The 20,829-nt window shown below is 68.6% G+C and carries 20 protein-coding genes, 1 rRNA gene and 1 pseudogene; 10 read left to right on the top strand and 12 right to left on the bottom strand.

From position 1 onward, the window contains the following. The first annotated feature begins 11 nt into the window (after positions 1-11). The 4 genes and pseudogenes from ACQP2T_RS09375 to ACQP2T_RS09390 form a co-directional block, all read left to right on the top strand. Positions 12-929: an ATP-binding cassette domain-containing protein gene (locus ACQP2T_RS09375; protein WP_433515775.1), complete on the top strand. Its 918-nt coding sequence runs from the start codon at positions 12-14 to the stop codon at positions 927-929. Further along, positions 926-2,476 (top strand): ABC transporter permease subunit, encoded by a 1,551-nt coding sequence (locus ACQP2T_RS09380; protein ID WP_433515776.1) that lies wholly within the window; start codon positions 926-928, stop codon positions 2,474-2,476. Before ACQP2T_RS09375 ends, ACQP2T_RS09380 begins: the two co-directional genes overlap by 4 nt. 11 nt (positions 2,477-2,487) lie before the next feature. Then, entirely contained in the window at positions 2,488-3,252 is a 765-nt protein-coding gene (locus ACQP2T_RS09385) for an ABC transporter permease (protein WP_433515777.1), read from the top strand. 101 nt (positions 3,253-3,353) lie between these two features. Beyond that, positions 3,354-3,542, top strand: a pseudogene (locus ACQP2T_RS09390) (hypothetical protein); the annotation flags it as partial. A gap of 636 nt (positions 3,543-4,178) precedes the next feature. Here ACQP2T_RS09390 and ACQP2T_RS09395 read toward each other — a convergent pair. Genes ACQP2T_RS09395 through ACQP2T_RS09425 form a run of 7 tightly spaced genes read right to left on the bottom strand, consistent with a single transcriptional unit; the run spans position 4,179 to position 10,473 of the window. Continuing rightward, on the bottom strand, positions 4,179-4,547 hold the full coding sequence (locus ACQP2T_RS09395; protein WP_433515778.1) for a cupin domain-containing protein: 369 nt from the start codon (positions 4,545-4,547) through the stop codon (positions 4,179-4,181). A gap of 18 nt (positions 4,548-4,565) precedes the next feature. Further along, complete coding sequence (locus ACQP2T_RS09400; RefSeq protein ID WP_433515779.1) at positions 4,566-5,981, bottom strand: NAD(P)/FAD-dependent oxidoreductase; 1,416 nt, start codon at positions 5,979-5,981, stop codon at positions 4,566-4,568. Next, positions 5,978-7,090: an ABC transporter ATP-binding protein gene (locus ACQP2T_RS09405; RefSeq protein ID WP_433515780.1), complete on the bottom strand. Its 1,113-nt coding sequence runs from the start codon at positions 7,088-7,090 to the stop codon at positions 5,978-5,980. Before ACQP2T_RS09405 ends, ACQP2T_RS09400 begins: the two co-directional genes overlap by 4 nt. Then, the gene (locus tag ACQP2T_RS09410) at positions 7,074-7,871 is read right to left on the bottom strand and encodes an ABC transporter permease (RefSeq protein WP_433515781.1); all 798 of its coding nucleotides are present in this window, start codon (positions 7,869-7,871) and stop codon (positions 7,074-7,076) included. Before ACQP2T_RS09410 ends, ACQP2T_RS09405 begins: the two co-directional genes overlap by 17 nt. Further along, complete coding sequence (locus tag ACQP2T_RS09415; RefSeq protein ID WP_433515782.1) at positions 7,868-8,719, bottom strand: ABC transporter permease; 852 nt, start codon at positions 8,717-8,719, stop codon at positions 7,868-7,870. The genes ACQP2T_RS09410 and ACQP2T_RS09415 overlap by 4 nt, the downstream gene beginning before the upstream one ends. Before the next feature lie 27 nt (positions 8,720-8,746). Next, positions 8,747-9,865 (bottom strand): ABC transporter substrate-binding protein, encoded by a 1,119-nt coding sequence (locus tag ACQP2T_RS09420; protein WP_433515783.1) that lies wholly within the window; start codon positions 9,863-9,865, stop codon positions 8,747-8,749. A 32-nt stretch (positions 9,866-9,897) separates the two neighbouring features. Beyond that, positions 9,898-10,473: a helix-turn-helix domain-containing protein gene (locus tag ACQP2T_RS09425; RefSeq protein ID WP_433515784.1), complete on the bottom strand. Its 576-nt coding sequence runs from the start codon at positions 10,471-10,473 to the stop codon at positions 9,898-9,900. 261 nt (positions 10,474-10,734) lie between these two features. Between ACQP2T_RS09425 and ACQP2T_RS09430 the strand changes: the two genes are divergently transcribed. Beyond that, positions 10,735-10,935, top strand: coding sequence for a hypothetical protein (locus tag ACQP2T_RS09430; RefSeq protein ID WP_433515785.1), 201 nt, complete (start codon positions 10,735-10,737; stop codon positions 10,933-10,935). A 40-nt stretch (positions 10,936-10,975) separates the two neighbouring features. After that, the gene (locus ACQP2T_RS09435; RefSeq protein ID WP_433515786.1) at positions 10,976-11,623 is read left to right on the top strand and encodes a class I SAM-dependent methyltransferase; all 648 of its coding nucleotides are present in this window, start codon (positions 10,976-10,978) and stop codon (positions 11,621-11,623) included. Between the two features lie 10 nt (positions 11,624-11,633). Here the strand turns inward: ACQP2T_RS09435 and ACQP2T_RS09440 are convergent, their stop codons facing one another. Beyond that, entirely contained in the window at positions 11,634-12,677 is a 1,044-nt protein-coding gene (locus ACQP2T_RS09440; RefSeq protein WP_433515787.1) for a cellulose binding domain-containing protein, read from the bottom strand. 175 nt (positions 12,678-12,852) lie between these two features. On the opposite strand from ACQP2T_RS09440, the gene ACQP2T_RS09445 reads away from it, so the two are divergent. The 3 genes from ACQP2T_RS09445 (at position 12,853) to ACQP2T_RS09455 (ending at position 16,540) form a co-directional block, all read left to right on the top strand. Beyond that, entirely contained in the window at positions 12,853-13,320 is a 468-nt protein-coding gene (locus tag ACQP2T_RS09445) for a group II truncated hemoglobin (RefSeq protein ID WP_433515788.1), read from the top strand. Positions 13,321-13,382: 62 nt separating this feature from the next. After that, positions 13,383-15,875: a DUF4118 domain-containing protein gene (locus tag ACQP2T_RS09450; protein ID WP_433515789.1), complete on the top strand. Its 2,493-nt coding sequence runs from the start codon at positions 13,383-13,385 to the stop codon at positions 15,873-15,875. After that, on the top strand, positions 15,872-16,540 hold the full coding sequence (locus ACQP2T_RS09455) for a response regulator (protein ID WP_357944547.1): 669 nt from the start codon (positions 15,872-15,874) through the stop codon (positions 16,538-16,540). Before ACQP2T_RS09450 ends, ACQP2T_RS09455 begins: the two co-directional genes overlap by 4 nt. Before the next feature lie 14 nt (positions 16,541-16,554). Here the strand turns inward: ACQP2T_RS09455 and ACQP2T_RS09460 are convergent, their stop codons facing one another. The 4 genes from ACQP2T_RS09460 to ACQP2T_RS09475 all read right to left on the bottom strand — a co-directional run bounded on the left by ACQP2T_RS09460 (position 16,555) and on the right by ACQP2T_RS09475 (position 18,521). Then, complete coding sequence (locus tag ACQP2T_RS09460) at positions 16,555-16,782, bottom strand: hypothetical protein (RefSeq protein ID WP_433515790.1); 228 nt, start codon at positions 16,780-16,782, stop codon at positions 16,555-16,557. Between the two features lie 5 nt (positions 16,783-16,787). Beyond that, a complete protein-coding gene (locus ACQP2T_RS09465; RefSeq protein WP_433515791.1) occupies positions 16,788-16,913 on the bottom strand; it encodes a hypothetical protein in 126 nt (41 codons plus the stop codon). 136 nt (positions 16,914-17,049) lie between these two features. Continuing rightward, complete coding sequence (locus tag ACQP2T_RS09470; RefSeq protein WP_433515792.1) at positions 17,050-17,853, bottom strand: putative protein N(5)-glutamine methyltransferase; 804 nt, start codon at positions 17,851-17,853, stop codon at positions 17,050-17,052. 263 nt (positions 17,854-18,116) lie between these two features. Beyond that, a complete protein-coding gene (locus ACQP2T_RS09475) occupies positions 18,117-18,521 on the bottom strand; it encodes a hypothetical protein (protein WP_433515793.1) in 405 nt (134 codons plus the stop codon). A 601-nt stretch (positions 18,522-19,122) separates the two neighbouring features. On the opposite strand from ACQP2T_RS09475, the gene ACQP2T_RS09480 reads away from it, so the two are divergent. Beyond that, positions 19,123-20,646 (top strand): 16S ribosomal RNA (locus ACQP2T_RS09480). The last annotated feature ends 183 nt before the right edge of the window (positions 20,647-20,829 follow it).

The following is a 20,829-nucleotide window of genomic DNA, read 5'->3' on the forward strand; positions in this document are numbered from 1 at the left end:
AACTTGTCCGTATGCGAGCAACCATCGAAGTCGCCGGGCTGCGCAAGCGGTTCGGGCCGACCATGGCGCTGGACGGCATGTCGTTCACCGTGCTGCCGGGGCAGGTCACCGGTTTCGTCGGGCCCAACGGGTCGGGCAAGTCCACCACGATGCGGGTGATACTCGGCCTGGACGCGGCCGACGAGGGCACCGCGCTGATCGGCGGCCGGCCGTACGCGAGCCTGCGCACACCGCTCAGCCACGTCGGCGCGCTGCTGGACGCCTCCGCGCTGCAGCCGAGCCGTACGGCGCGCAACCATCTGCTGTGGCTGGCCCACTCCCAGGGACTCGGCGCCAAGCGGGTCGACGAGGTGCTCGAACAGGTCGGCCTCCAGTCCGCGGCCCGGCGCAGGGCGGGCGGCTTCTCCCTGGGCATGCGGCAGCGGCTCGGCATCGCCGCCGCGCTGCTGGGCGACCCGCCGGTCCTCATGCTGGACGAACCGGTCAACGGCCTCGATCCCGAGGGCATCGTGTGGATGCGCGGGTTCCTGCGGTCGCTGGCCGGTGAGGGGCGTGCCGTGCTGGTGTCCAGCCACCTGATGAGCGAGCTTGAGGACACCGCCGGCCATCTCGTGGTGGTGGGCAAGGGCCGCGTCATCGCCGACACCAGCGTGGCCGACCTCCTCACGACCGCCTCCCGCGGCCGCGTCACCCTGCGTACGGCGGCCCGATCCGAGGCTACGTCGGTGCTGGGCCACGCGGGCGCCACCACGACCGCCGCCGACGGCGACACGCTCGTCGTCATGGGCCTGCCGGCCGAGCGCGTCGTGAGCCTGCTCAACGCGCACGCGGTGCCGTTCTCCGAGGTGGCGACGCATCGGGCGACGCTGGAGGAGGCGTACATGGACCTCACCAGGGACGCGGTCGAGTACAGGGGAGCGGCCCGATGATCACCCTCACGCGTCCTGGGCGTGACGGTTTCGGGCGGATGCTGCGGGCCGAGTGGACCAAGTTCAGGACGGTACGCGGCTGGGTGCTCGCCATGACGGTGGCGGCCCTGGTCACCGTGCTGCTCGGGCTGCTGTCCGCGTCCGGCAACCACTCCTCGTGCGGCGCCGGTCCCGTCGAGACCGCCTGCCCGCCGCCGCCGGCCGGGCCGGACGGCGTGGCGGTGTGGGACAAGTTCTTCTTCGTGCACCGGCCGCTGGCCGGGGACGGCGGCATCACCGTCCGCCTCACCTCCATGTCCGGCCGGATCCGCAAGCCCGACGTCACCACAGGGGTACGGAACGAGGTCTCTGGTCTCACCCCGTGGGCCAAGGCCGGGATCATGATCAAAAAGGGCACTGGGCAGGGCACGACGTACGCCGCCGTGATGATGACCGCCGAGCACGGGGTGCGGATGCAGTACGACTTCACCCACGACGTGGCCGGGCGGCCGGGCGGTGTGTCGCCGCAGTCGCCGCGCTGGCTGCGGCTGACCCGCGCTGGAAGCACCCTCACCGGGTACGAGTCCGCCGACGGCGTCACCTGGACCCGCGTCGGCACCACCACTTTGGCCGGGCTGCCCGCGACTGCCGAGATCGGGCTGTTCGCGACCTCCCCTGGCGATCTGACCGTCACGCGGGCGGACCTCGGCGGCTCCGTCGCGGCCGTCCGCTTCGCCGAGGCCACCGGCGAGTTCGACCAGGTCAAGCTGGAGGGCAAGGTCTCCGGCTCGTGGCGCGACGAGGACATCGGCGTCCAGCTCGAACCCAGCGGAAAGCCCCACCACCCGGGCCGCGCCAGTCACACCGGCGACAGGTTCTCCGTGACCGGTGTCGGGGACGTCGCGCCCCTCATCGAAGGCCCGACCGCCGAACGTCCCCTCGGCGCCGCGCTGACCGGGCTGGTCGTGGTGATCGTGGTGTCGGTCATGTTCGTCACCGCCGAGTACCGGCGCGGCCTGATCCGTACCAGCCTGCTGGCGAGTCCGCGCCGCGGCCGGATGCTGGCGGCCAAGGCCCTGGCGCTCGGCCTGGTCACCTTCGCCGCCGCCCTCCCCGCCGTCGCGATCACGTACGTCGTCGGCGCCTGGATCCTGCGGGCCAACGGCAACCAGCTCCTCCCGGTGTCCCTTCTCACCCAGGTGCGGATCGTGGTCGGGCTGGCGGTGCTGTTCACGCTGGCCGCCGTGCTCGCCCTCGCCCTCGGCGCGCTGCTGCGGCGCAGCGTCGCGGCGGTCATCGTCGCCATCGTGGTGATCGTGGTCCCGAACGTCCTGGCGACGACCTCGGTACTGCCCGACGGCGTGGGGCGATGGCTGCTGCGCGTCACCCCGGCCGCCGGGTTCGCCGTCCAGCAGAGCATTCCGGAGTATCCGCAGGTGCTCGGGCACTACTCGCCGATCGCCGGGTTCTACCCGCTGCCGCCGTGGGCGGGCCTGACCGTCCTGGCAGGGTACGCCGCGCTCGCCCTCGGCCTGGCCGCCGCCCAACTCCGCCGGAAGGACGCATGACTCGCCCCCGCATGAGGAGTCATCTGCATGCGGAGTGGACAAAACTCCGCACGCTGGCGGGCACCGGCTGGCTGCTCCTCACGATCGTCGCGCTGACCGTGGCCGTCAGCGTCACGGCCTCCGCCGTCGTGTCGTGCGCCTCAGCAGGCTGCGGCTACGACCCCGCCGAGATCAGCCTCTTCGGCGTACAGGTGAGCCAGGCGGTCGTCGCCATCCTGGCCGTCCTGGCGATCACCGCCGAGTACAGCACCGGCATGGTCCGCGTGACCCTGACGGCCATGCCCCGCAGGACCGCTGTCCTGGCCGCCAAGGCGATCGTCCTGACCGGCCTGACCCTGGCTGCCGGGAGCGTCGCCGTGATCGCCTCCGCGCTGGCCGCGCGGCGCGTCCTGCTGGGCAACGGCTTCACCCCCGAACTGCTCAGCCTCACCAGCGGCCCCATGCTGCGTGCCGCCGTGGGCTCGGTCCTCTACCTGGCGCTGATCGCCCTGCTCAGCCTGGGGGTGGCGACCGCCGTACGAGACTCCGCGACCGCCATCGGGATCGTGCTCGGCCTGCTGTACCTCTTCCCGGGGCTCATCCTCATGGTCGCCGACGAGGACTGGCAGCGGCTGCTCTGGCAGATCTCCCCGATGAACGCAGGCCTCGCCATCCAGGCCACCACCAACCTCACCAGCCTGCCCCTCACCCCCTGGGCAGGCTTGGGCGTACTGGCGGCTTGGGCTACGGCGGCGATGGCGAGCGGCGGGCTACTCCTGCGCAAACGCGACGCGTGACTGCCGTCGGCGGCGTGCGGTGGATCAGCGGCTCACCGCGATCTCCCGCGCCACGTGCGACAGCTTCTCGGGATTGCGCCCGTGGTAGGTGCCGGTGAGGGTCTCGCCGGGAACGGCCGAGTGTTCCGCCGCAGGTACTGGCGTGTGTGACGGTCCGGCAGGCGTTGCTGCACCACTCCGACCCCGAGACCGGCGGGGCGCTGCGGGGACGGGGACGGCGGGTGCTGGACGACGCGGTGGCCACCCAGGACACCATCAATCAGCTGATCGCGGCGGTGCGGCGGGTGGGCGCGGCACCCCTAGGTGGGTCACCAACCCGTCTTCCATCGGTGGACCAAGGGTTACACACTCGAGGCATGATGATGCGGCGCATAAGTGCGGGCCTCGCGGTGCTGCTGACGATCGCCTACCTGGCCTATCTCGTGGCGATCCCGTTCGGCCTGATGGCGCACCGGTTCGAAGTGCACGAGCTGGTGCTGGCGGCCGGGCTGCTGGTCGGGGTCTGCTTCACGGCCTCGTCGTACTCCATCACCGACTTCTCGATCGGAGCCGGCGGCGTCAGCGCCAGGCTGGACAGGGCCGAGGCCAAGCAGCGCGTGCTGGAGTCCGAGCTGCGGGCGCTGCAGGTGGCGTTGAGTGGGCTGGTGACCAAGTACGAGTGGGGCCATCTGCGGCGGCTCGCGGCGGAGGGGCCCGTGCCCGCGCAGTTCCGGCAGGACAGGAAGCTGCAGATGGAGCTCGAACGGCTCGACGCCATGGGGTTCGTCGAGCCGGTCGACCCGCGAGGGCTGAACGCGATTCCGCAGGACTACGGGCACACCTACGAGGAGTTCGACCTCAAGCGGTACGTCGCGATCACCGAGGCCGGCCGCGAGTACGTGCGCTTGCGCGAGCGGCTCTGATCAGGTCAGGCCACACCGGTCAGGTCAGGCCACACCGGTCGACTGACGGCCGGTCCGGACCGTCACGTACGTCTTGCGGATCGTCTCGTGCACATCCCAGGTGCCCCGCCAGCCGTCCGGCAGCACGACCGTCGAGCCGGGCCCGAGCTCGATGACCCGGCCGTCCTCACCGGTCAGCGTCGCCCGCCCCGCCAGGATCTGGCAGATCTCGTGAAAGCCGTCCCTGACCGCGGTGAACGAGCCGGGTTCGCACTCCCAGATACCCGTTTCGGCGTGCGAGTCGGCCCACACCTCCAGCGTGGACTCCGACTGGCCGGTCAGGCTGGTCGGCTTGGGTTCGGCGGCGGGCAGGGAGATCGACGGGGCGTGCGCCAGGTGGGAGAGCGGGGTCAAGGGTCGTCCTAACGTAGGTCAGCGGCCTGAGATGAGGTTGGCGATGCGGGCGTAGGCCGAGGTCGTGGTGCCGCGGTCGTTCTCGTGCCGGTCCGCCGCCCTGAAGAGCGCGTAGATGAGCTGCACCCCCGTCCATCGCAGCGGCTCCGGCTCCCACTGCCTGACCTGGCGGCCCACCCAGGGCAGTGCCGTCAGCTCGGTGTCGCGGCGCAGCACCAGGTCGCGCAGCGTACGGCCGGCCAGGTTCGTGGTGGTGACGCCGCTGCCCACGTAACCGCCCGCCCAGCCGAGGCCGGTCGTGTGGTCGAGGTGCACCGTGGAGCACCAGTCGCGCGGCACGCCGAGCACGCCGCACCACGAGTGCTGGACGCGGGCGTCGGCCGCGGCGGGGAACAGCTTGACCAGCATCCGCCACAGCAGCGCCACCGTCTGCGCCTGGGTGGCGCCTCGGGAGTCGGTGCGCGATCCGTACCGGTACGGCACGCCGCGCCCGCCGATCGCGATCCGGTCGTCCGCGGTGCGCTGGGCGTAGATGTAGGCGTGCGCCTCGTCACCGAGCAGCTCGTTGCCCGACCAGCCGATGTGCTTCCACACCTCGGCGGGCAGCGGCTCGGTGACGATCATGGAGCTGTTCATCGGCAGCCACTGCCGGTGCTGCCCGGCGAGGCTGGCGGTGAAGCCCTCGGTGGCGCGGATGACGTACTCGGCCGAGACGACGCCGCGCGAGGTCACCGCCGACGCCATCCCGCCCTGGCGGGGGCGGATCTCGGTCACCGTGGTGTTCTCGAAGATGTCCACGCCCAGCGCGGCGACCGTCGAGGCGAGTCCGACGGCCAGCTTGGCGGGCTGGATGCGGGCGCAGTGCGGCGAGTACGTGGCCTCCAGGGTCCCCGCCACCTGCAGGCGTTCCTGCTGCTCGTCCCGGGACATCACCCTGAGGTCGTCCTCCCCGTACCCCCAGGTGCGCAGCGAGGACAGCTCCTCGCGCAGGCGCCGGCGCTGGGCGGGGTTGGTAGCGACGTGCACCAGGCCGCCCTTGTGGATGTCGGCCTCGATGCCCTCCTGGCGGGTCACCTCGATGACCTCGTCGACCGACCGGAACATGGCGTGCTGCAGGTCGATCATCGCCTGGCGGCCCCGGGCCTTGGCGTACCGCTTGCGCGAGCCGGCGAACTCCGCCGACAGCCAGCCGCCGTTGCGTCCGGACGCGCCGAACCCGGCGAACTCCCGCTCCAGGATCGCGATCCGCAGGTCGGGCTGGGCCTTCTTGAGGTAGTACGCGGTCCACAGGCCGGTGTAGCCACCACCGACGATCACCACGTCGTACGAGCGGGACCCGGGCAGCGCCGCCCGGCGGTCCGGCACGCCGATCTGCCGGTACCAGAAGGAGACGCCGCCGTTGGCGAAGTCCTCGGTCAGCGGGATGCCTTTCACGTGAGCACTGCCTCCACATCACTTTCGTCGGCCAGGAGTACGGAGTCGGACACGCGCCAGGTGAGCGTGACCTCGTCACCGCGACGGGCGTCGCTGAGGCTGCCCGCCTGCTCACGGACCAGCGCGGGGGAGCCGTCCGGCAGTCTCAGCTCCAGTTTGCGGCTGGAGCCGAGGTAGATCTCGCCGGTGACGGTGGCGGGCAGCGCGTTCCAGCCGGTGTCGGGGGAGTGGTCCACCTGGCGTACGGTCAGGCGTTCCGGACGTACGACGAGCGCGCCCGGCCCGTCGGGCAGCGAACCGGGGGCCCGCATCAGCCGGGCGCAGACGCCGATGCCGTCAGCCGAGACGTCGCCGCGCAGGATCGTCGACTCGCCCAGGAAGCGGGCCACGAACAGCGTCGCGGGCCGCTCGTAGAGCTCGTCGGCCGGGCCCAGCTGCTCGATGCGGCCCTTGTTGAAGACCGCGATGCGGTCCGACAGCACCAGCGCCTCGTCCTGGTCGTGGGTGACGTAGACGAAGGTGATGCCGAGCTCGCCGTGGATGCGCTTGATCTCCAGCTGGAGCCAGTCGCGCAGCTTCTTGTCGAGCGCGCCGAGGGGTTCGTCCATCAGAAGGACGCGCGGGCTGTAGACGATCGCCCGGGCCACCGCGACCCGCTGCTGCTGCCCGCCGGACAGCTCGCGCGGGTAGCGGTGGCCGTACTCGCCGAGGTGGACGGTGGCCAGCGCCGCCTGGACCAGCTCGGTCCTGCGCTCCTTGGGGATCTTGCGTTGTTTGAGGGGGAAGGCGATGTTCTCGGCGACCGTCATGTGCGGGAACAGGGCGTAGTGCTGGAAGACCATGCCCATGTCCCGCTTGTGCGGCGGGGTGGCCGCGATGGCGGTGCCGTCCACGGTCAGCTCGCCCGAGGTCGCCTTGTTGAAGCCGGCGATGACGTTCAGGGTGGTCGTCTTGCCCGAGCCGCTCGGCCCGAGCAGCGTGATGAACTCACCCGGCTTGATCGACAGTGAGACGTCGTCCACGGCGACGAAGTCCCCGTAGCGTTTGGTGAGGCCGGTGAGCTCGATGCCCGCTCCGCGGGCGGCGAGATCGTTACTGGTCGGCGGCACGGGACCTCCTGGCGACGAAGAAGGTGGCGGCGAGCACGAGGGTCGTGGTCAGCACGAGGATCATCGTGGCCGCCGCGGCGATGGTCGGGTCGGTCTCGCGGGTGACGCTCGCGTACATCTTGACCGGCAAGGTCTGCAGATACGGGCTCTGGATGAACAGCGAGACGACCACCTCGTCGAAGCTCGTGACGAACGCGAACAGCGCGCCGGAGGCGACGCCGGGCGCGACCAGCGGGAGCGTCACGCTGCGGAAGGTGGCCCACCGCCCGGCGCCCAGACTGGCCGCCGCGCTCTCCAGCCGCCGGTCGAACCCGCGCAGCGAAGCGGTCACCGGGATCATCACGAACGGCAGCGCCAGTACGGTGTGCGCCATGACGAACCCGGCCAGCGTGCCCACGAGCTGCAGCTTCAGGAACACGGCGTAGGTCCCGACGGCCAGCACCACACCCGGCACGATCATCGGCGCCAGCATCGACCCCTGCGCGAGCGCCAGACCGCGGATCCGCGCCCTGGTCAGCCCGAGCGCGGCGGCCGTGCCGAGCACCGTCGCCACGACCGTGACGAGCAGCCCGACCTCGACGGAGGTCAGCAGGGCGGACACCCAGGCCGGATCGCTGAAGAAGTGCTCATACCAGCGGAAGGAGTAGCCGTCGGGCGGGAACTTCAGTGACGCCTTGGAGGTGAAGCTGAGCGGCACCACGATCAGCGCCGGCGCGACCAGCCACACGCCCACGAGCGCGCAGAACGCCCACAGCACGCCGCGGCCGAGGCGAGCGGTCATCCGGCCACCTTCCTTCCGGTACGGCGCAGCGTCAGCGCGAGCAACGCGATCATCGCCAGCGTCAGCCCGAGCAGCACCACGCCCATCGCGCCCCCGCGTCCCCATTTGAGCAGCCCGTTGACCTGCGTGAAGATCTGCTGCGAGATCAGCGCATCGGTGGGCGAGCCGAGCAGCGCGGGCGTGACGTAGAAGCCGAGCGCGCTGATGAACACGGTCAGGCAGCCCGCCGAGACGCCGGGCAGCGACAGCGGCAGATACACCTTCACGAACGCCTTGACCGGATGCGCCCCCAGGCTCCCCGCCGCGGTCAGCAGCCGCCGGTCGATCCCGCTCATCACCGCGTACAGCGGCAGCACCATGAACGGCATCAGCAACTGCACCATCCCGATGACCACCCCCGTCTGGGTGCGGATCAGGCTGAACGGCCCGAGCCCGATCGCCTGCAGCGCGCCGTTGATCACTCCGGTGTCCTGCAGCAGGATCACCCACGCGAACGTCCGCACCATCAGGCTGGTCCAGAACGGCACCAGCACGAGCAGCGTCAGCACCGCCCGAGCGCGCGGCCCGGCGAGCGTCATGGCGTAGGCGTACGGGTACGATACGACCAGCGCGATCACCGTCACCCACAGGCCCGTCGTGAACGTACGGCCGAGCACCTTCAGGTTCTGCGGCTCACCGAAGAACCAGGCGAAGTTCCCGAGCCCGGGCGTGGGATCGGTGAACGCGCTGACCACCATCGAGATCAGCGGGTAGAGGAAGAAGACGGCGAGCGCGATCAGCGCGGGCAGGATGAGCAGCGCCGGCCGACGGTCACCGGTGTCCCTGCCCGCCGTCGCCGGCAGGGACACGGCTTGCAGCGTCGAGGCCATCTCGGATCAGCCGCCGAGCCAGGCCGACCACTTCTCGATCATCTCGCTCTGGTGTTGCGCCCACCATTTCGAGTCGATCTTGAGTGCCTTGTCCGCCACTTCGGGCCTGGTCGTCAGGAACGACATCCCCTTGGGGTCCAGATTGGGCTTGGCATCGGTGTTGATCGGCGAGTACGAGGTCAGCTCGGTGAGCTTGGCCTGCTGCTGCGCGCCCAGGTAGTAGTTGATCAGCGCCATCGACGCCTTGGGGTTCTTGGCGTTCTTCGGCACCGTCAGGGAGTCCATGACCGGCATCCACTGGTCGAAGGCGACGTCGTACGGGGCGCCGTTCTTGACGGCCGCGTACGCGCGTCCGCTCCAGAGCATCGCCATGTCGACCTCGCCGGACTCCAGCAGCTGCTGCGACTCCGCGCCGGTCTTCCAGAACACCAGGTTCGAGCGGACCGTCTGGAGCTTCTTGATCGCGCGGTCCGCGTCCAGGGGATAGAGCTGGTCCGGGGAGACGCCGTCGGCGATCAGCGCGCCCTCGAACGGGCCGGGCGCCGAGTCGCCGGGGTTACCGGAGATGCCGCGCTTGCCGGGGAACTTCGTGGTGTCGAAGAAGTCCTTCCAGCCCTTGGGCGGGTTCGCGCCGAACTTGTTCTTGTTGTAGGCCAGCACCATGCCGTACTGCATCGCGGGGACGCTGCACTCGCCGGCGAGTCCCTCGGGGACCTTCGACTTGTCGATGATCTTGTAGTCCAGCGGCTGCAGCAGCTTGCCGCACTGCGACTCGGCCCAGATCGAGTCGGCGTCGATCACGTCCCAGGTGACGTTCGAGGAGTCGACCTGGGCCTTGATCTTGGCGTAGTCGGTCGGGCCGTCCTGGAGGATCTTCGCGCCCGACTCCTGGGCGAAGGGGTCGACCGCCGCCTTCTGCTGGCCCTCCTGGTACGCGCCGCCGTAGGAGACGAACGTCATGTTCAGGCCGCTGAGCGCGTCCTTCTTGACGGTGCCGGACTTGGCGGGGCCGGTGCCGAGATCGACGGTCGCGGGCGCCGCGGAACCGGCACCGCACGCGGCGGAGAGTAGGAGCGAAGCCGCTATAGCGGACATACCGGACAGTCGTTTGGGAAGTTTCGGCATGGTTGACCCCCGTAGATAAGGGTGGGTGTTGGTCAAGCGGGCGTGGGCGGACTGATCGTCCAGAGGACTTCGGCTGTCTCGTCGCCGTCATTGACCACGCGGTGAGGCACCGACGTGCGGTACTCCACGCTGTCGCCGGCCGCCAGGACGTGCGGGGCGGCCGAGTCGGCGGGCCCGAGCCAGAGGGTCACCTGGCCGCGCACGATGAGGAAGATCTCCTGGGAGTCGCCGTGGGTGTACGGCTCGTCCCCGGTGGAGGCGCCCGGGTCGAGTTCTCCGGCGTACACCTCCAGGTTCTGCAGGGGGCGCTGGGAGATCAGGTACTTGCGGGTGCCGGGTTTGGTGGGGAGTTCCGGGCGTTCGGCGCGGCGTAGCACCCGGTGTCCGACCTCGTCCTGCTCGTTGAACAGGTCGGCCACCGTGATCCCGAGAGCTCCGGCGATCCGCCGCAGCATCCCGATGCTCGCGCTGGTCTGCCCCCGCTCCAACTGGCTGATGAAGCTGGCGCTCGCCTTGGCCTCGGCGGCGAGTCCACGAACGGTCATCTGGCGCATGTTCCGGTAGGCCCGGATGCGTACGCCTAAGTATTCGGTCTCCGACTCCGTCATCGAACCTCTTGATCGGCTTGACTGAACAAGTTGTTAAGTGGCGTTGAAGGGACCGTACATAGCGTGCGAAGACCCAACAAGGGGGCGTTAGATAACGAATCGGTAACCGGCCCGGGTGGCGCGAGATCAACATGGGGGTCTGTACGACCTTGTCGAGGGCGCTCGCGGCGAGGATCTTCGCGCAGCATAATGACCGGTATAAACCCGATAGTTTCGCTGTCTCCCGCCTCCACGACCTCCACGACAGAAACGAGAAATGCCGTGAAAACCTGGATCTTCCTAGTCCTCGGCGTTCTCCTGGTCCTGATGGGCGCCCTGTGGACGCTTCAGGGGCTGGGCATCGTCGGCGGCAGCGTGATGAGCGGCGTTACTCTCTGGGCCATCATCGGCCCCATCGTCCTCATCGTCGGCGCTGTTGTCGCCTTCATCGGAATACGCGGGCTACGACAGCCGCGCGGCTAATATCCCGCCGTTCAGGCATATTCCGAGGTATCAATGGATCATGACGGCACGCTATGACGGCCTGGCCGAGTGGTACGACGACCTCATCGTCCCGAACCTCGCGGACGTGACCGACCTCCTGGGCCCAGGCGACGGGACGTGCCTGGACCTGGGCTGTGGCACCGGGCGCTACCTCGACGCGATCCGCTCCACCGGCAGGACCGTCGTGGGGCTCGACCGGTCCGGCGACCAGTTGCGTCTTGCTCGCCGCCGGGACCCCGCGCCGCTGCTGCAGGGTGACGGGACGACGCTGCCGTTCGCCTCAGGGGTGTTCGGCACCGTCACCATGCTCTGGGTGTCCACGGACATCGGCGACTTCCCCGGACTGCTCGGGGAGGCGACTCGGGTGCTCCGCCCCGGCGGGCTGCTGCTGTTCTACGGGGTGCACCCGTGCTTCAACGGCCCGCACATCGAGAACCGCGAGGACGGCGCGCTGATCATCCATCCCACGTACCACCTCAAGGGCTGGCACCAGCGCGGGTCCTGGTGGCGCCAGGGCGGGATCAGGGACCGGGTCGGGATGAGCCAGGTGCCGCTGGCGGACCTGATCAACGCCTTCATCGACGCCGGGCTCGCCATCGAGCGGGTGTACGAACCGGGCGAGCAGCCCATCCCTAGCATCCTGGCCATCAGGGCGTCCGCTCACTGAAGGCGCGTGCTCAGGTGGGGGAGCACGTAGGGGCGGGCGCGGTGTTGGTGCCGTTCCAGGAGGCCAAGAAGCCGAAGGTGGCCGAGGCCCCGGCGGCCAGGGTGCCGTTCCAGGCGACGTTCCGCACGCTCACGGCGGCCCCGCTCGCGCTGAGAGTGCCGCCCCAGATCTGGGTGATCTGCTGACCGTTGGCGAACGTCCAGCGGACCGTCCAGGCGTTCGTCGTCGCGGCCCCGGTGTTCTTGACCGTAACCTCACCCTGGAAGCCGCCCGTCCACTGCCCGACGTTCTTGAACGTCGCCGTGCAGCCGCTCCCCGGCGTGGGGGTCGGTGTGGGCGTCGGCGTGCTCCCGCCAGGGGTCAGGAAGTTCGCCAGCGCGGGGTACCAGCGGTCGGACATCTTCTGGTCGCCCGAGGCGTTCGGGTGCACCCCGTCGTAGGTGTCCGCGCTCGTGCTGAACCCCGTCCACTGGTCCACGACGACGATCGGCGACTGCTGGGTGGTGGTGGCGGCGGCCCAGGCGGGGATCGCGTTGTTGAAGGCGACGACGCGCTGCCCGCAGTCGGCGCAGTTGGCCGGGTTCATGGGAATGATCTTCGCGACCAGGATCTTCATCGCGGGGTTGCTCGCCCGCATCTGGTTGACGAGCGTGGTGAACGCGCTGAGGATCGTCGCGGGCGCGATGTTGCTCCACACGTCGTTGGTCCCGAAGTGCATGACCACGATGTCGGGCCTGGTGGCCGCCAGCCAGCCGGGGAGCTGGTTCTGGTTGGCCACGTTGGTCGCCAGGAAGCCCCCATGGCCCTCGTTGTCGCCGTCGTGCGCCACCGAGCAGCCCTGCGGCGGCAGGGTGCCGACGAAGTCGATGTCGGTGTAGCCGGTGCTCTGCAGCCTGTTCCACAGCAGGGCCCGCCAGCAGCCGGGTGAGCCGGTGATCGAGTCGCCGAGGGGCATGATCCTGATGGCGGCGGCGCCGGCGGGCGTGGTGGTGAGGAAGAGTACCGTTCCGATCAGGGTCAGCATCGCCACCAGCAGGGCGCTCGTCCTCGACATCGTCGGCTCCCGAAGATCGTGGGTCTGCCGAGAGCGTAGGAGCGCGGAGCGGCGGCGGGAAGGCGACCGGCTCAGGAGGGTCGCGCGACCTGCGGCGTCGCCCGGAACGGCGTGTAACTTTCAGGGCCTTCGCCGTGGATTGACCACCTGATCCACCTGATGATTACATGATTACATGGACAACGAAGCAGTGCCGAGCCTCTACGAGTGGGCGGGCGGGGTGGAGGCGCTGGAGCGGCTCACCGAGGTCTTCTACCAGCACGTCAAGAAGGACGAGCTGATCGGGCCGCTGTTCGCGCACATGGACCCCGGCCATCCCCGATATGTGGCGATGTGGCTCGGTGAGGTGTTCGGCGGCCCCGACCGCTACACCAAGGAGCGCGGCGGCTACCCCCACATGCTCTCCCAGCACCTCGGCAAGGCCATCACCGAGCCGCAGCGGCGCAGGTGGGTCAACCTGCTCATGGACGCCGCCGACGAGGTCGGACTGCCCGACGACCCCGAGTTCAGGGCCGCCTTCGCCGGCTACATCGAGTGGGGCACCCGGCTGGCGGTGCACAACTCCCAGCCCGGCGCGAAGCCTCCGACCAAGGCTCCGGTGCCCCACTGGGGCTGGGGCGTCGCGCCGCCGTACCAGCCGTAGACAGGCCGTCGCGTCCCTGGTCGTAGCCTGGAGGTCACAGACTTACCACCGGGGAGCGAGGCATGACACGCGGGCGGCTGCGCATCTACCTCGGCGCGGCCCCCGGCGTGGGCAAGACGTTCGCGATGCTCGCCGAGGCGGCCCGCGCCAGAGAACGCGGCCGCGACGTGGTCGTCGGCTTCGTCGAGACCCACGACCGCGCCCGTACGGCCGCCCTGCTCGACGGGCTGGAGACGATCCCCCGCAAAACGCTCGTCCACCGAGGCGCCACCTTCACCGAGCTCGACGTGGCCGCCGTCATCGAACGCGCGCCGAAGGCCGCGCTGATCGACGAGCTGGCCCACACCAACGTCCCAGGATCGAAGAACGCCAAACGCTGGCAGGACGTCGACGAGATCCTCGACGCGGGCATCGACGTCGTCTCCACCGTCAACATCCAGCACCTCGAATCGCTCAACGACGTGGTACGCCAGATCACCGGCGTCCCACAGCGCGAGACCGTCCCCGACGAGGTGGTACGCCGGGCCGAACGCATCGAGCTCGTCGACATGTCCCCCGAGGCGCTGCGCCGCCGGATGGCGCACGGCAACGTCTACGCCCCCGACAAAGTCGACGCGGCCCTGTCCAACTACTTCCGCGTCGGCAACCTCACCGCGCTGCGCGAGCTGGCCCTGCTCTGGGTCGCCGGCAAGGTGGACGACCAGCTCATCCGTTACCGGGCGGACCATGGCATAGCGGGCACCTGGGAGGCCCGCGAACGAGTCGTCGTCGCGCTCACCGGGGGCCCCGAGGGCGACACGCTGATCAGGCGGGCCGCCAGGATCGCCGCCAGGTCCAAGAGCGTCGACCTGCTGGCCGTACACGTGACCAGGCCCGACGGTCCGGCGTCCGACGGCGAGCCCGCCACGCTCGTACGGCGTCGCGCCCTCGTCGAGAGCCTGGGCGGCACCTACCACCAGGTCGTGGGCGACGACGTCCCGCGCGCGCTGCTGGAGTTCGCCCGCGGCGCGAACGCGACGCAACTCGTGCTCGGCGCGTCCAGGCGGGGCCGGTTCGCGCAGATCCTGTCCCGCGGCGTGGGCGTCACGGCGACCGCCTTGTCCGGCTCGATCGACGTCCACCTGGTGCCACACGAGGCGGTTCGGAGCGCACGAGGTCCCGCCCGCTCGCCGGCCGCACTGAACCGGGACCGGCGGATCGCCGGCTGGGCACTCGCGCTGCTCGCGGTGCCGCTGCTCACGGCCGTCATGCTGACCTTCGCCGAGCGGCTCACGCTGCCGAGCGAGATCCTGCTCTTCCTGCTGCTGGTGGTCGCCGTCGCGCTGGTGGGCGGCAGGTGGCCGGCGCTGACGGCGGCGGTGCTCGGCTTCGCGCTGCTGAACTGGTTCTTCACACCGCCGCTCCACACGCTGACGATCTCCGCGCCGGAGAACCTGTTCGCGCTGTCCACCTTCGTACTGGTCGCCGCGATGGTCAGCACGGTCGTCGACCAGGCGGCCCGCCGCAGCAGGGAGGCCGCCCGCTCGCGCGCCGACGCCGAGGTGCTGTCCACGCTGGCCGGCCACGTCCTGCGCGGCGACGCGGCGCTGCCCTCCCTGCTGGCCAGGCTCAAGGAGGTGTACGGCCTGGAGTCCGTCACGCTGCTGGAGCGCGACGGCGACTCATGGCACGTCGTGGCCACGGCCGGAGGACCGCCGTCCACCTCGCCGGGCCATGCCGACACCGACGTGCCCATCGACGACGACCTCGTGCTCGCCGTACGGGGAAGGCTGCTCGACGCGGCCGACCGGCAGGTGCTCGAGGCGTTCGCGGCGGAGTCGGCGGTGGCCCTGCGGCAGGAACGCCTGCGTGCGGAGGCCGACCGGGCCAGGCCGCTGGCCGAGGCCGACAGGATGCGCACCGCCCTGCTCGCGGCCGTCAGCCACGACCTGCGCAACCCGCTCGCGGCGGCCAGGGCCGCGGTCGACGGCCTGCGCGGCACAGAGGTCGACTGGACTCCTGAGGACCGCGAAGAACTGCTGGCCACGGCCGGCGAGTCGCTCATCAAGCTCGACCGGCTGGTGTCGAACCTCCTCGACATGAGCCGCCTGCAGGCGGGCGTGCTCGGCGTCACGCTGGAACCGCTGGCCGTCGAGGACATCGTCCCTCAGGCGATAGCCGAGCTCGGACCGCTGCGCTCGCGCGTCCATGACGGGTTCACCGGCGAGGTGCCGGAGTTCATGGCCGACGCGGCGCTGCTGGAGCGGGTGCTGGTCAACCTGATGTCCAACGCCATCCGCTTCAGCCCGCCCGGTGGCCAGGTGGTGATCTCCGCGAGCGCGTACGGCGAGCACGTCGAGATCCGCGTCATCGACCGGGGACCCGGGATTCCGCCGGAGGCGCAGGAGCGGGTGTTCCTGCCGTTCCAGCGGCTGGGCGATCGGCAGGGCGTGGGACTGGGGCTCGGGTTGGCGCTGTCCCGGGGGCTGACGGAGGCCATGGGCGGCACGCTCACCCCGGAGGAGACGCCCGGAGGAGGCTTGACCATGACCGTCTCGTTGCGGAGGGCTCTTTGACTCGCGTGCTGGTGGTGGACGACGAACCGCAGATCCTGCGGGCGTTGCGCATCAACCTGGTGGCCAGGCACTACGAGGTGGCCGTCGCGCCGGACGGCACCGCCGCCCTGCGCCAAGCCGCCGACTGGCATCCCGACCTGGTCATTCTGGACCTAGGACTGCCGGACCTCGACGGGGTGGACGTCATCCAGGGGCTGCGTGGCTGGACGAGCGTGCCGATCATCGTGCTCTCGGGCCGGACGGGCAGCCCCGACAAGGTGGACGCCCTCGACGCGGGGGCCGACGACTACGTGACAAAGCCGTTCGGGATCGACGAGCTGCTCGCGCGGATCCGCGCGGTGACGCGCCGCACCGGAACGGCCGCCGACGAGCCCGCGACGGTCCGGGTGGGAGAGCACGTGATCGATTTCGCCACGAAGACGGTCTCGGGCGGGGTACGCCTGACGCCCACGGAATGGCACTTCCTGGAGCTGCTGGCCCGGAATCCCGGCAAGTTGATCAGTCAGCGGCAGTTGCTCAACGAGGTGTGGGGGAGTTCGTACGTGAAGGAGACCCACTATCTGCGGCAGTACATGGCGCAGCTGCGCCGCAAGCTGGAACGCGATCCGGGGCATCCGGTGCACCTGCTGACAGAGCCCGGAATGGGCTATCGCTTCCAGCCGTAGTCCTACTCCTACTCCTACTCCTGCTCTTGCTCGAAGAAGAAAGAGTCCTCCAGCGGATCGGCGAAGGCATCGGACTCACGGTCGTCCTCCTCGTTCACCCATCTGGAGATGCTCCGCGCGGCCTCGTCATCGATCTCGAGGATCCTGTGCCGTTGCGGGAGTCTGTCCAGGTACATGGCGGTGGCGGAGAGCTGTACATCATCCCCCATGTCATGACTGATTTCGTAGAGTTGATCGCTCATGAGACTCACGCCTTGGTGATCATCAGGGTTGTCTTGCGTACGGCCCAAGCGGCCAGCGCGGCACCGAAGACCAGTTGGGCGACGCGCATCCAGAGGACTTGGGTGTCTTCAACGTAAATGACGACACCCATCCATATGAGGCTGAAACCGCCGACTAGGGCGATTGCTGCCCAGTTGAACCATCGCTGCCACATATGCGCAGTCTTGCAGCCGATCGGCCAAGGCTGGGTAAGCGAGCGGTCGTCTTCTGGTCACCTGGGGAGCAGGCTACTGGGCGGTTTTGGTGCCGATGACGACGGTGGCGTACCGGTCCTCGGAGCCGGCCACGCGCGGGGTCAGCCCGGCGGCGGCCATGTCCTCGGCCGTCCGCGACGCCTGGCGCTCGCTCGTCTCGACCAGCAGATGACCACCCGGCGCCAGCCATGCCGGCGCCTCCGCGATCACCCGCCGCACGACGTCGAGCCCGTCGGCGCCACCGTCGAGCGCCACCAGCGGCTCGTGGACGCGGGCCTCCGAGGGCAGCAGCCGGATCGCCTCGGTGGGCACGTAGGGAGGGCTGGCGATCAGGATGTCGACGCGACCGCGCAGCGTGGCGGGCAACGGCTCGTAGAGGTCCCCCTCGTACACCTGACCGCCGATGGGGGCCAGGTTGCGGCGCGCGCACCGTACGGCGGCGGGGTGCAGGTCCGCGGCGTGCAACTCGACCCCATTTTGATCGCTGTTGAGGGCCGCGGCGAGCGCGGCGCCCATCGCACCCGTGCCACAGCACAGATCGAGGATGACGGTGGGGGAGGGGCCGCTCGGCGCGGCGGCCTCGGCCTGGTCGATGAGGAACTCGGTACGGCGGCGCGGCACGAACACCTCGGGATCCACCGCGATCCGCAGCCCGCAGAACTCCGCCCACCCGAGAACATGCTCAAGAGGCAGCCCGGCGACCCGCTGGTCGACCATGGTGGTGAGCTCGTCCGGCGTCCTCGCCGTCGAGATGAGCAACTCCGCCTCGTCCTCGGCGAAGACACAGCCGGCGGCCCGGAGCCTGGTGATGATGGCGGACGGGGGGACAGGTGACATGAGCGCCTTTCGGAAAGCCAATGAGCGCTCCCTCGGTCACCTATGTCAGGTGGATCGCACGATCACGAGGCGGGAGCACCCAGCCTGCTGCAGCGTTAATGGGTCTCACCTCCTCGATCGGGTCCATCGCTGGGGACGGCAACATTACCTGACGTCCTGTTCGGCACGCGAGCGGCCTCTTCGTCTGGGTTCCGAGAGCCGTCCGAGCTTCGCCAGGTCTTTCGGGGTCCGTCAGGTTCGTGGGGTTTCGCGAACCGGCCGGCCTACCGGGGGAGTGTACGAGCGGTGCCGACGCAGCGGCGCAGTCGCATGCCCCTCGGCCGGACCTGAGCCGGCTGCTGCTGCTCCAGACAGGCCAGCAAGGCGGCCGCCGTACGCGCGTCGGACAGGATGCGCTGTACGGCCTCCCCATCCTCGGGAAGCTGACCGCGTTCGGCGAGCTCGTGCTTGACGAAGGCCAGCGGATCAGGCGCGCCCACAGTCTCGGCGGCCACCGTGGCCCTGGCGGCGGTGAGCAGGCGCAAGTAGTACGTCCGCAGGACGGCCTCGCGCATGCGCGCGTGCTCGAGGTCGTCGATCAGTGTCCGGGCGACTCGGAGGAGGTCTCCAGCATGAGTCGCATCGTCGGCCAGGAAGGCGCGGATGTCATCGAACTCCGAGCGGGTCATTGCGGACACCTCCGAGGGCGCAGATTGCTCGTACATACTTCGTACACACCCGCGATTGCGGATGACTTGCTTTCGGCTTGTCTCCGCCATGTCACCCTCCCGCCGCGGATCCGGTCGGCGACTCGACGGGTTTGAGCATCTTGAGGGCAGGGAAGGACCTCATGATTACCTGTACGGCACGAAGCAGGCGTGGACGGCTGCTAGAGTTGCTCAGGCAGGGCGGCCAAGGGTTCACGGAACCAAGGCAGTGCCCGGCACATCCCACTTCTTCCTGGTTCGTCCGGTTGATTCGCATCTGTCCGGATGGTCTGGTAAGTTAGAGGGGTTGTCCCGGAAACGGGGCGGTCTTTATTCCAGCAGGTCGGAGCGGGTCGGGTCAATTTGACACCGGGCCGGGCGACTGAAAAGATAAAGACACAACGAAAACAGAAAAACGAAATGTGCGCCTCTCGCAGGTTGGGGAGTACGCGTCCGTTTCTTGAGAACTCAACAGTGTGTTAAAAGCCAGTGCATGATGCACAGCCCCGTCATGTCTGCGCCTTTATGGTGTGGATGTGGTGGATTCCTTTTATATGGTTGGGATTTCTTTCCCTTCAGACATTGTTTGGAGAGTTTGATCCTGGCTCAGGACGAACGCTGGCGGCGTGCTTAACACATGCAAGTCGAGCGGAAAGGCCCTTCGGGGTACTCGAGCGGCGAACGGGTGAGTAACACGTGAGTAACCTGCCCCTGACTCTGGGATAAGCCCGGGAAACTGGGTCTAATACCGGATACGACCGCCTCCGGCATCGGATGGTGGTGGAAAGTTTTTTCGGTTGGGGATGGGCTCGCGGCCTATCAGCTTGTTGGTGGGGTAGTGGCCTACCAAGGCGACGACGGGTAGCCGGCCTGAGAGGGCGACCGGCCACACTGGGACTGAGACACGGCCCAGACTCCTACGGGAGGCAGCAGTGGGGAATATTGCGCAATGGGCGGAAGCCTGACGCAGCGACGCCGCGTGGGGGATGACGGCCTTCGGGTTGTAAACCTCTTTCAGCAGGGACGAAGTTGACGTGTACCTGCAGAAGAAGCGCCGGCTAACTACGTGCCAGCAGCCGCGGTAATACGTAGGGCGCAAGCGTTGTCCGGAATTATTGGGCGTAAAGAGCTCGTAGGTGGCTGGTCGCGTCTGCCGTGAAAGCCCGCAGCTTAACTGCGGGTCTGCGGTGGATACGGGCCGGCTAGAGGTAGGTAGGGGCAAGTGGAATTCCTGGTGTAGCGGTGAAATGCGCAGATATCAGGAGGAACACCGGTGGCGAAGGCGGCTTGCTGGGCCTTACCTGACGCTGAGGAGCGAAAGCGTGGGGAGCGAACAGGATTAGATACCCTGGTAGTCCACGCTGTAAACGTTGGGCGCTAGGTGTGGGGATCTTCCACGATCTCCGTGCCGGAGCTAACGCATTAAGCGCCCCGCCTGGGGAGTACGGCCGCAAGGCTAAAACTCAAAGGAATTGACGGGGGCCCGCACAAGCGGCGGAGCATGTTGCTTAATTCGACGCAACGCGAAGAACCTTACCAAGGTTTGACATCACCCGGAAACGTGCAGAGATGTGCGCCTCTTCGGACTGGGTGACAGGTGGTGCATGGCTGTCGTCAGCTCGTGTCGTGAGATGTTGGGTTAAGTCCCGCAACGAGCGCAACCCTTGTTCCATGTTGCCAGCACGCTCCTTCGGGGGTGGTGGGGACTCATGGGAGACTGCCGGGGTCAACTCGGAGGAAGGTGGGGATGACGTCAAGTCATCATGCCCCTTATGTCTTGGGCTGCAAACATGCTACAATGGCCGGTACAGAGGGCTGCTAAACCGTGAGGTGGAGCGAATCCCTAAAAGCCGGTCTCAGTTCGGATTGGGGTCTGCAACTCGACCCCATGAAGTCGGAGTCGCTAGTAATCGCAGATCAGCAACGCTGCGGTGAATACGTTCCCGGGCCTTGTACACACCGCCCGTCACGTCACGAAAGTCGGCAACACCCGAAGCCCGTGGCCCAACCAGCTTGCTGGGGGGAGCGGTCGAAGGTGGGGCTGGCGATTGGGACGAAGTCGTAACAAGGTAGCCGTACCGGAAGGTGCGGCTGGATCACCTCCTTTCTAAGGAGCAGCTGATTGATAGCGGAAGCTATCGGTCTACGTCGAGGTCAGAAGCGAACGTCTTCTGCTCGGCAGCTCATTAGTGGAGCACTGGCTACTCAAGTGGTCCGGATCGTCCGGGTCGTTGGTACCGCCGCTGGAGACAGCGGAGTGGGAAGACGCGCCATCGGGGATTCGGGTCGG

This window comes from Nonomuraea sp. CA-143628 (genome assembly GCF_050942315.1).
Classification (GTDB): Bacteria; Actinomycetota; Actinomycetes; order Streptosporangiales; family Streptosporangiaceae; genus Nonomuraea.

Excerpts from the sequence above, each read along its gene's own strand:
- ACQP2T_RS09375 (WP_433515775.1), top strand. The coding sequence starts at position 12 with ATGCGAGCAACCATCGAAGTCGCCGGGCTGCGCAAGCGGTTCGGGCCG.
- ACQP2T_RS09380 (WP_433515776.1), top strand. The coding sequence starts at position 926 with ATGATCACCCTCACGCGTCCTGGGCGTGACGGTTTCGGGCGGATGCTG.
- ACQP2T_RS09385 (WP_433515777.1), top strand. The coding sequence starts at position 2,488 with ATGAGGAGTCATCTGCATGCGGAGTGGACAAAACTCCGCACGCTGGCG.
- ACQP2T_RS09410 (WP_433515781.1), bottom strand. The coding sequence starts at position 7,871 with ATGACCGCTCGCCTCGGCCGCGGCGTGCTGTGGGCGTTCTGCGCGCTC.
- ACQP2T_RS09420 (WP_433515783.1), bottom strand. The coding sequence starts at position 9,865 with ATGCCGAAACTTCCCAAACGACTGTCCGGTATGTCCGCTATAGCGGCT.
- ACQP2T_RS09425 (WP_433515784.1), bottom strand. The coding sequence starts at position 10,473 with ATGACGGAGTCGGAGACCGAATACTTAGGCGTACGCATCCGGGCCTAC.
- ACQP2T_RS09435 (WP_433515786.1), top strand. The coding sequence starts at position 10,976 with ATGACGGCACGCTATGACGGCCTGGCCGAGTGGTACGACGACCTCATC.
- ACQP2T_RS09440 (WP_433515787.1), bottom strand. The coding sequence starts at position 12,677 with ATGTCGAGGACGAGCGCCCTGCTGGTGGCGATGCTGACCCTGATCGGA.
- ACQP2T_RS09445 (WP_433515788.1), top strand. The coding sequence starts at position 12,853 with ATGGACAACGAAGCAGTGCCGAGCCTCTACGAGTGGGCGGGCGGGGTG.
- ACQP2T_RS09450 (WP_433515789.1), top strand. The coding sequence starts at position 13,383 with ATGACACGCGGGCGGCTGCGCATCTACCTCGGCGCGGCCCCCGGCGTG.
- ACQP2T_RS09460 (WP_433515790.1), bottom strand. The coding sequence starts at position 16,782 with ATGAGCGATCAACTCTACGAAATCAGTCATGACATGGGGGATGATGTA.
- ACQP2T_RS09465 (WP_433515791.1), bottom strand. The coding sequence starts at position 16,913 with ATGGGTGTCGTCATTTACGTTGAAGACACCCAAGTCCTCTGGATGCGC.
- ACQP2T_RS09470 (WP_433515792.1), bottom strand. The coding sequence starts at position 17,853 with ATGTCACCTGTCCCCCCGTCCGCCATCATCACCAGGCTCCGGGCCGCC.
- ACQP2T_RS09475 (WP_433515793.1), bottom strand. The coding sequence starts at position 18,521 with ATGACCCGCTCGGAGTTCGATGACATCCGCGCCTTCCTGGCCGACGAT.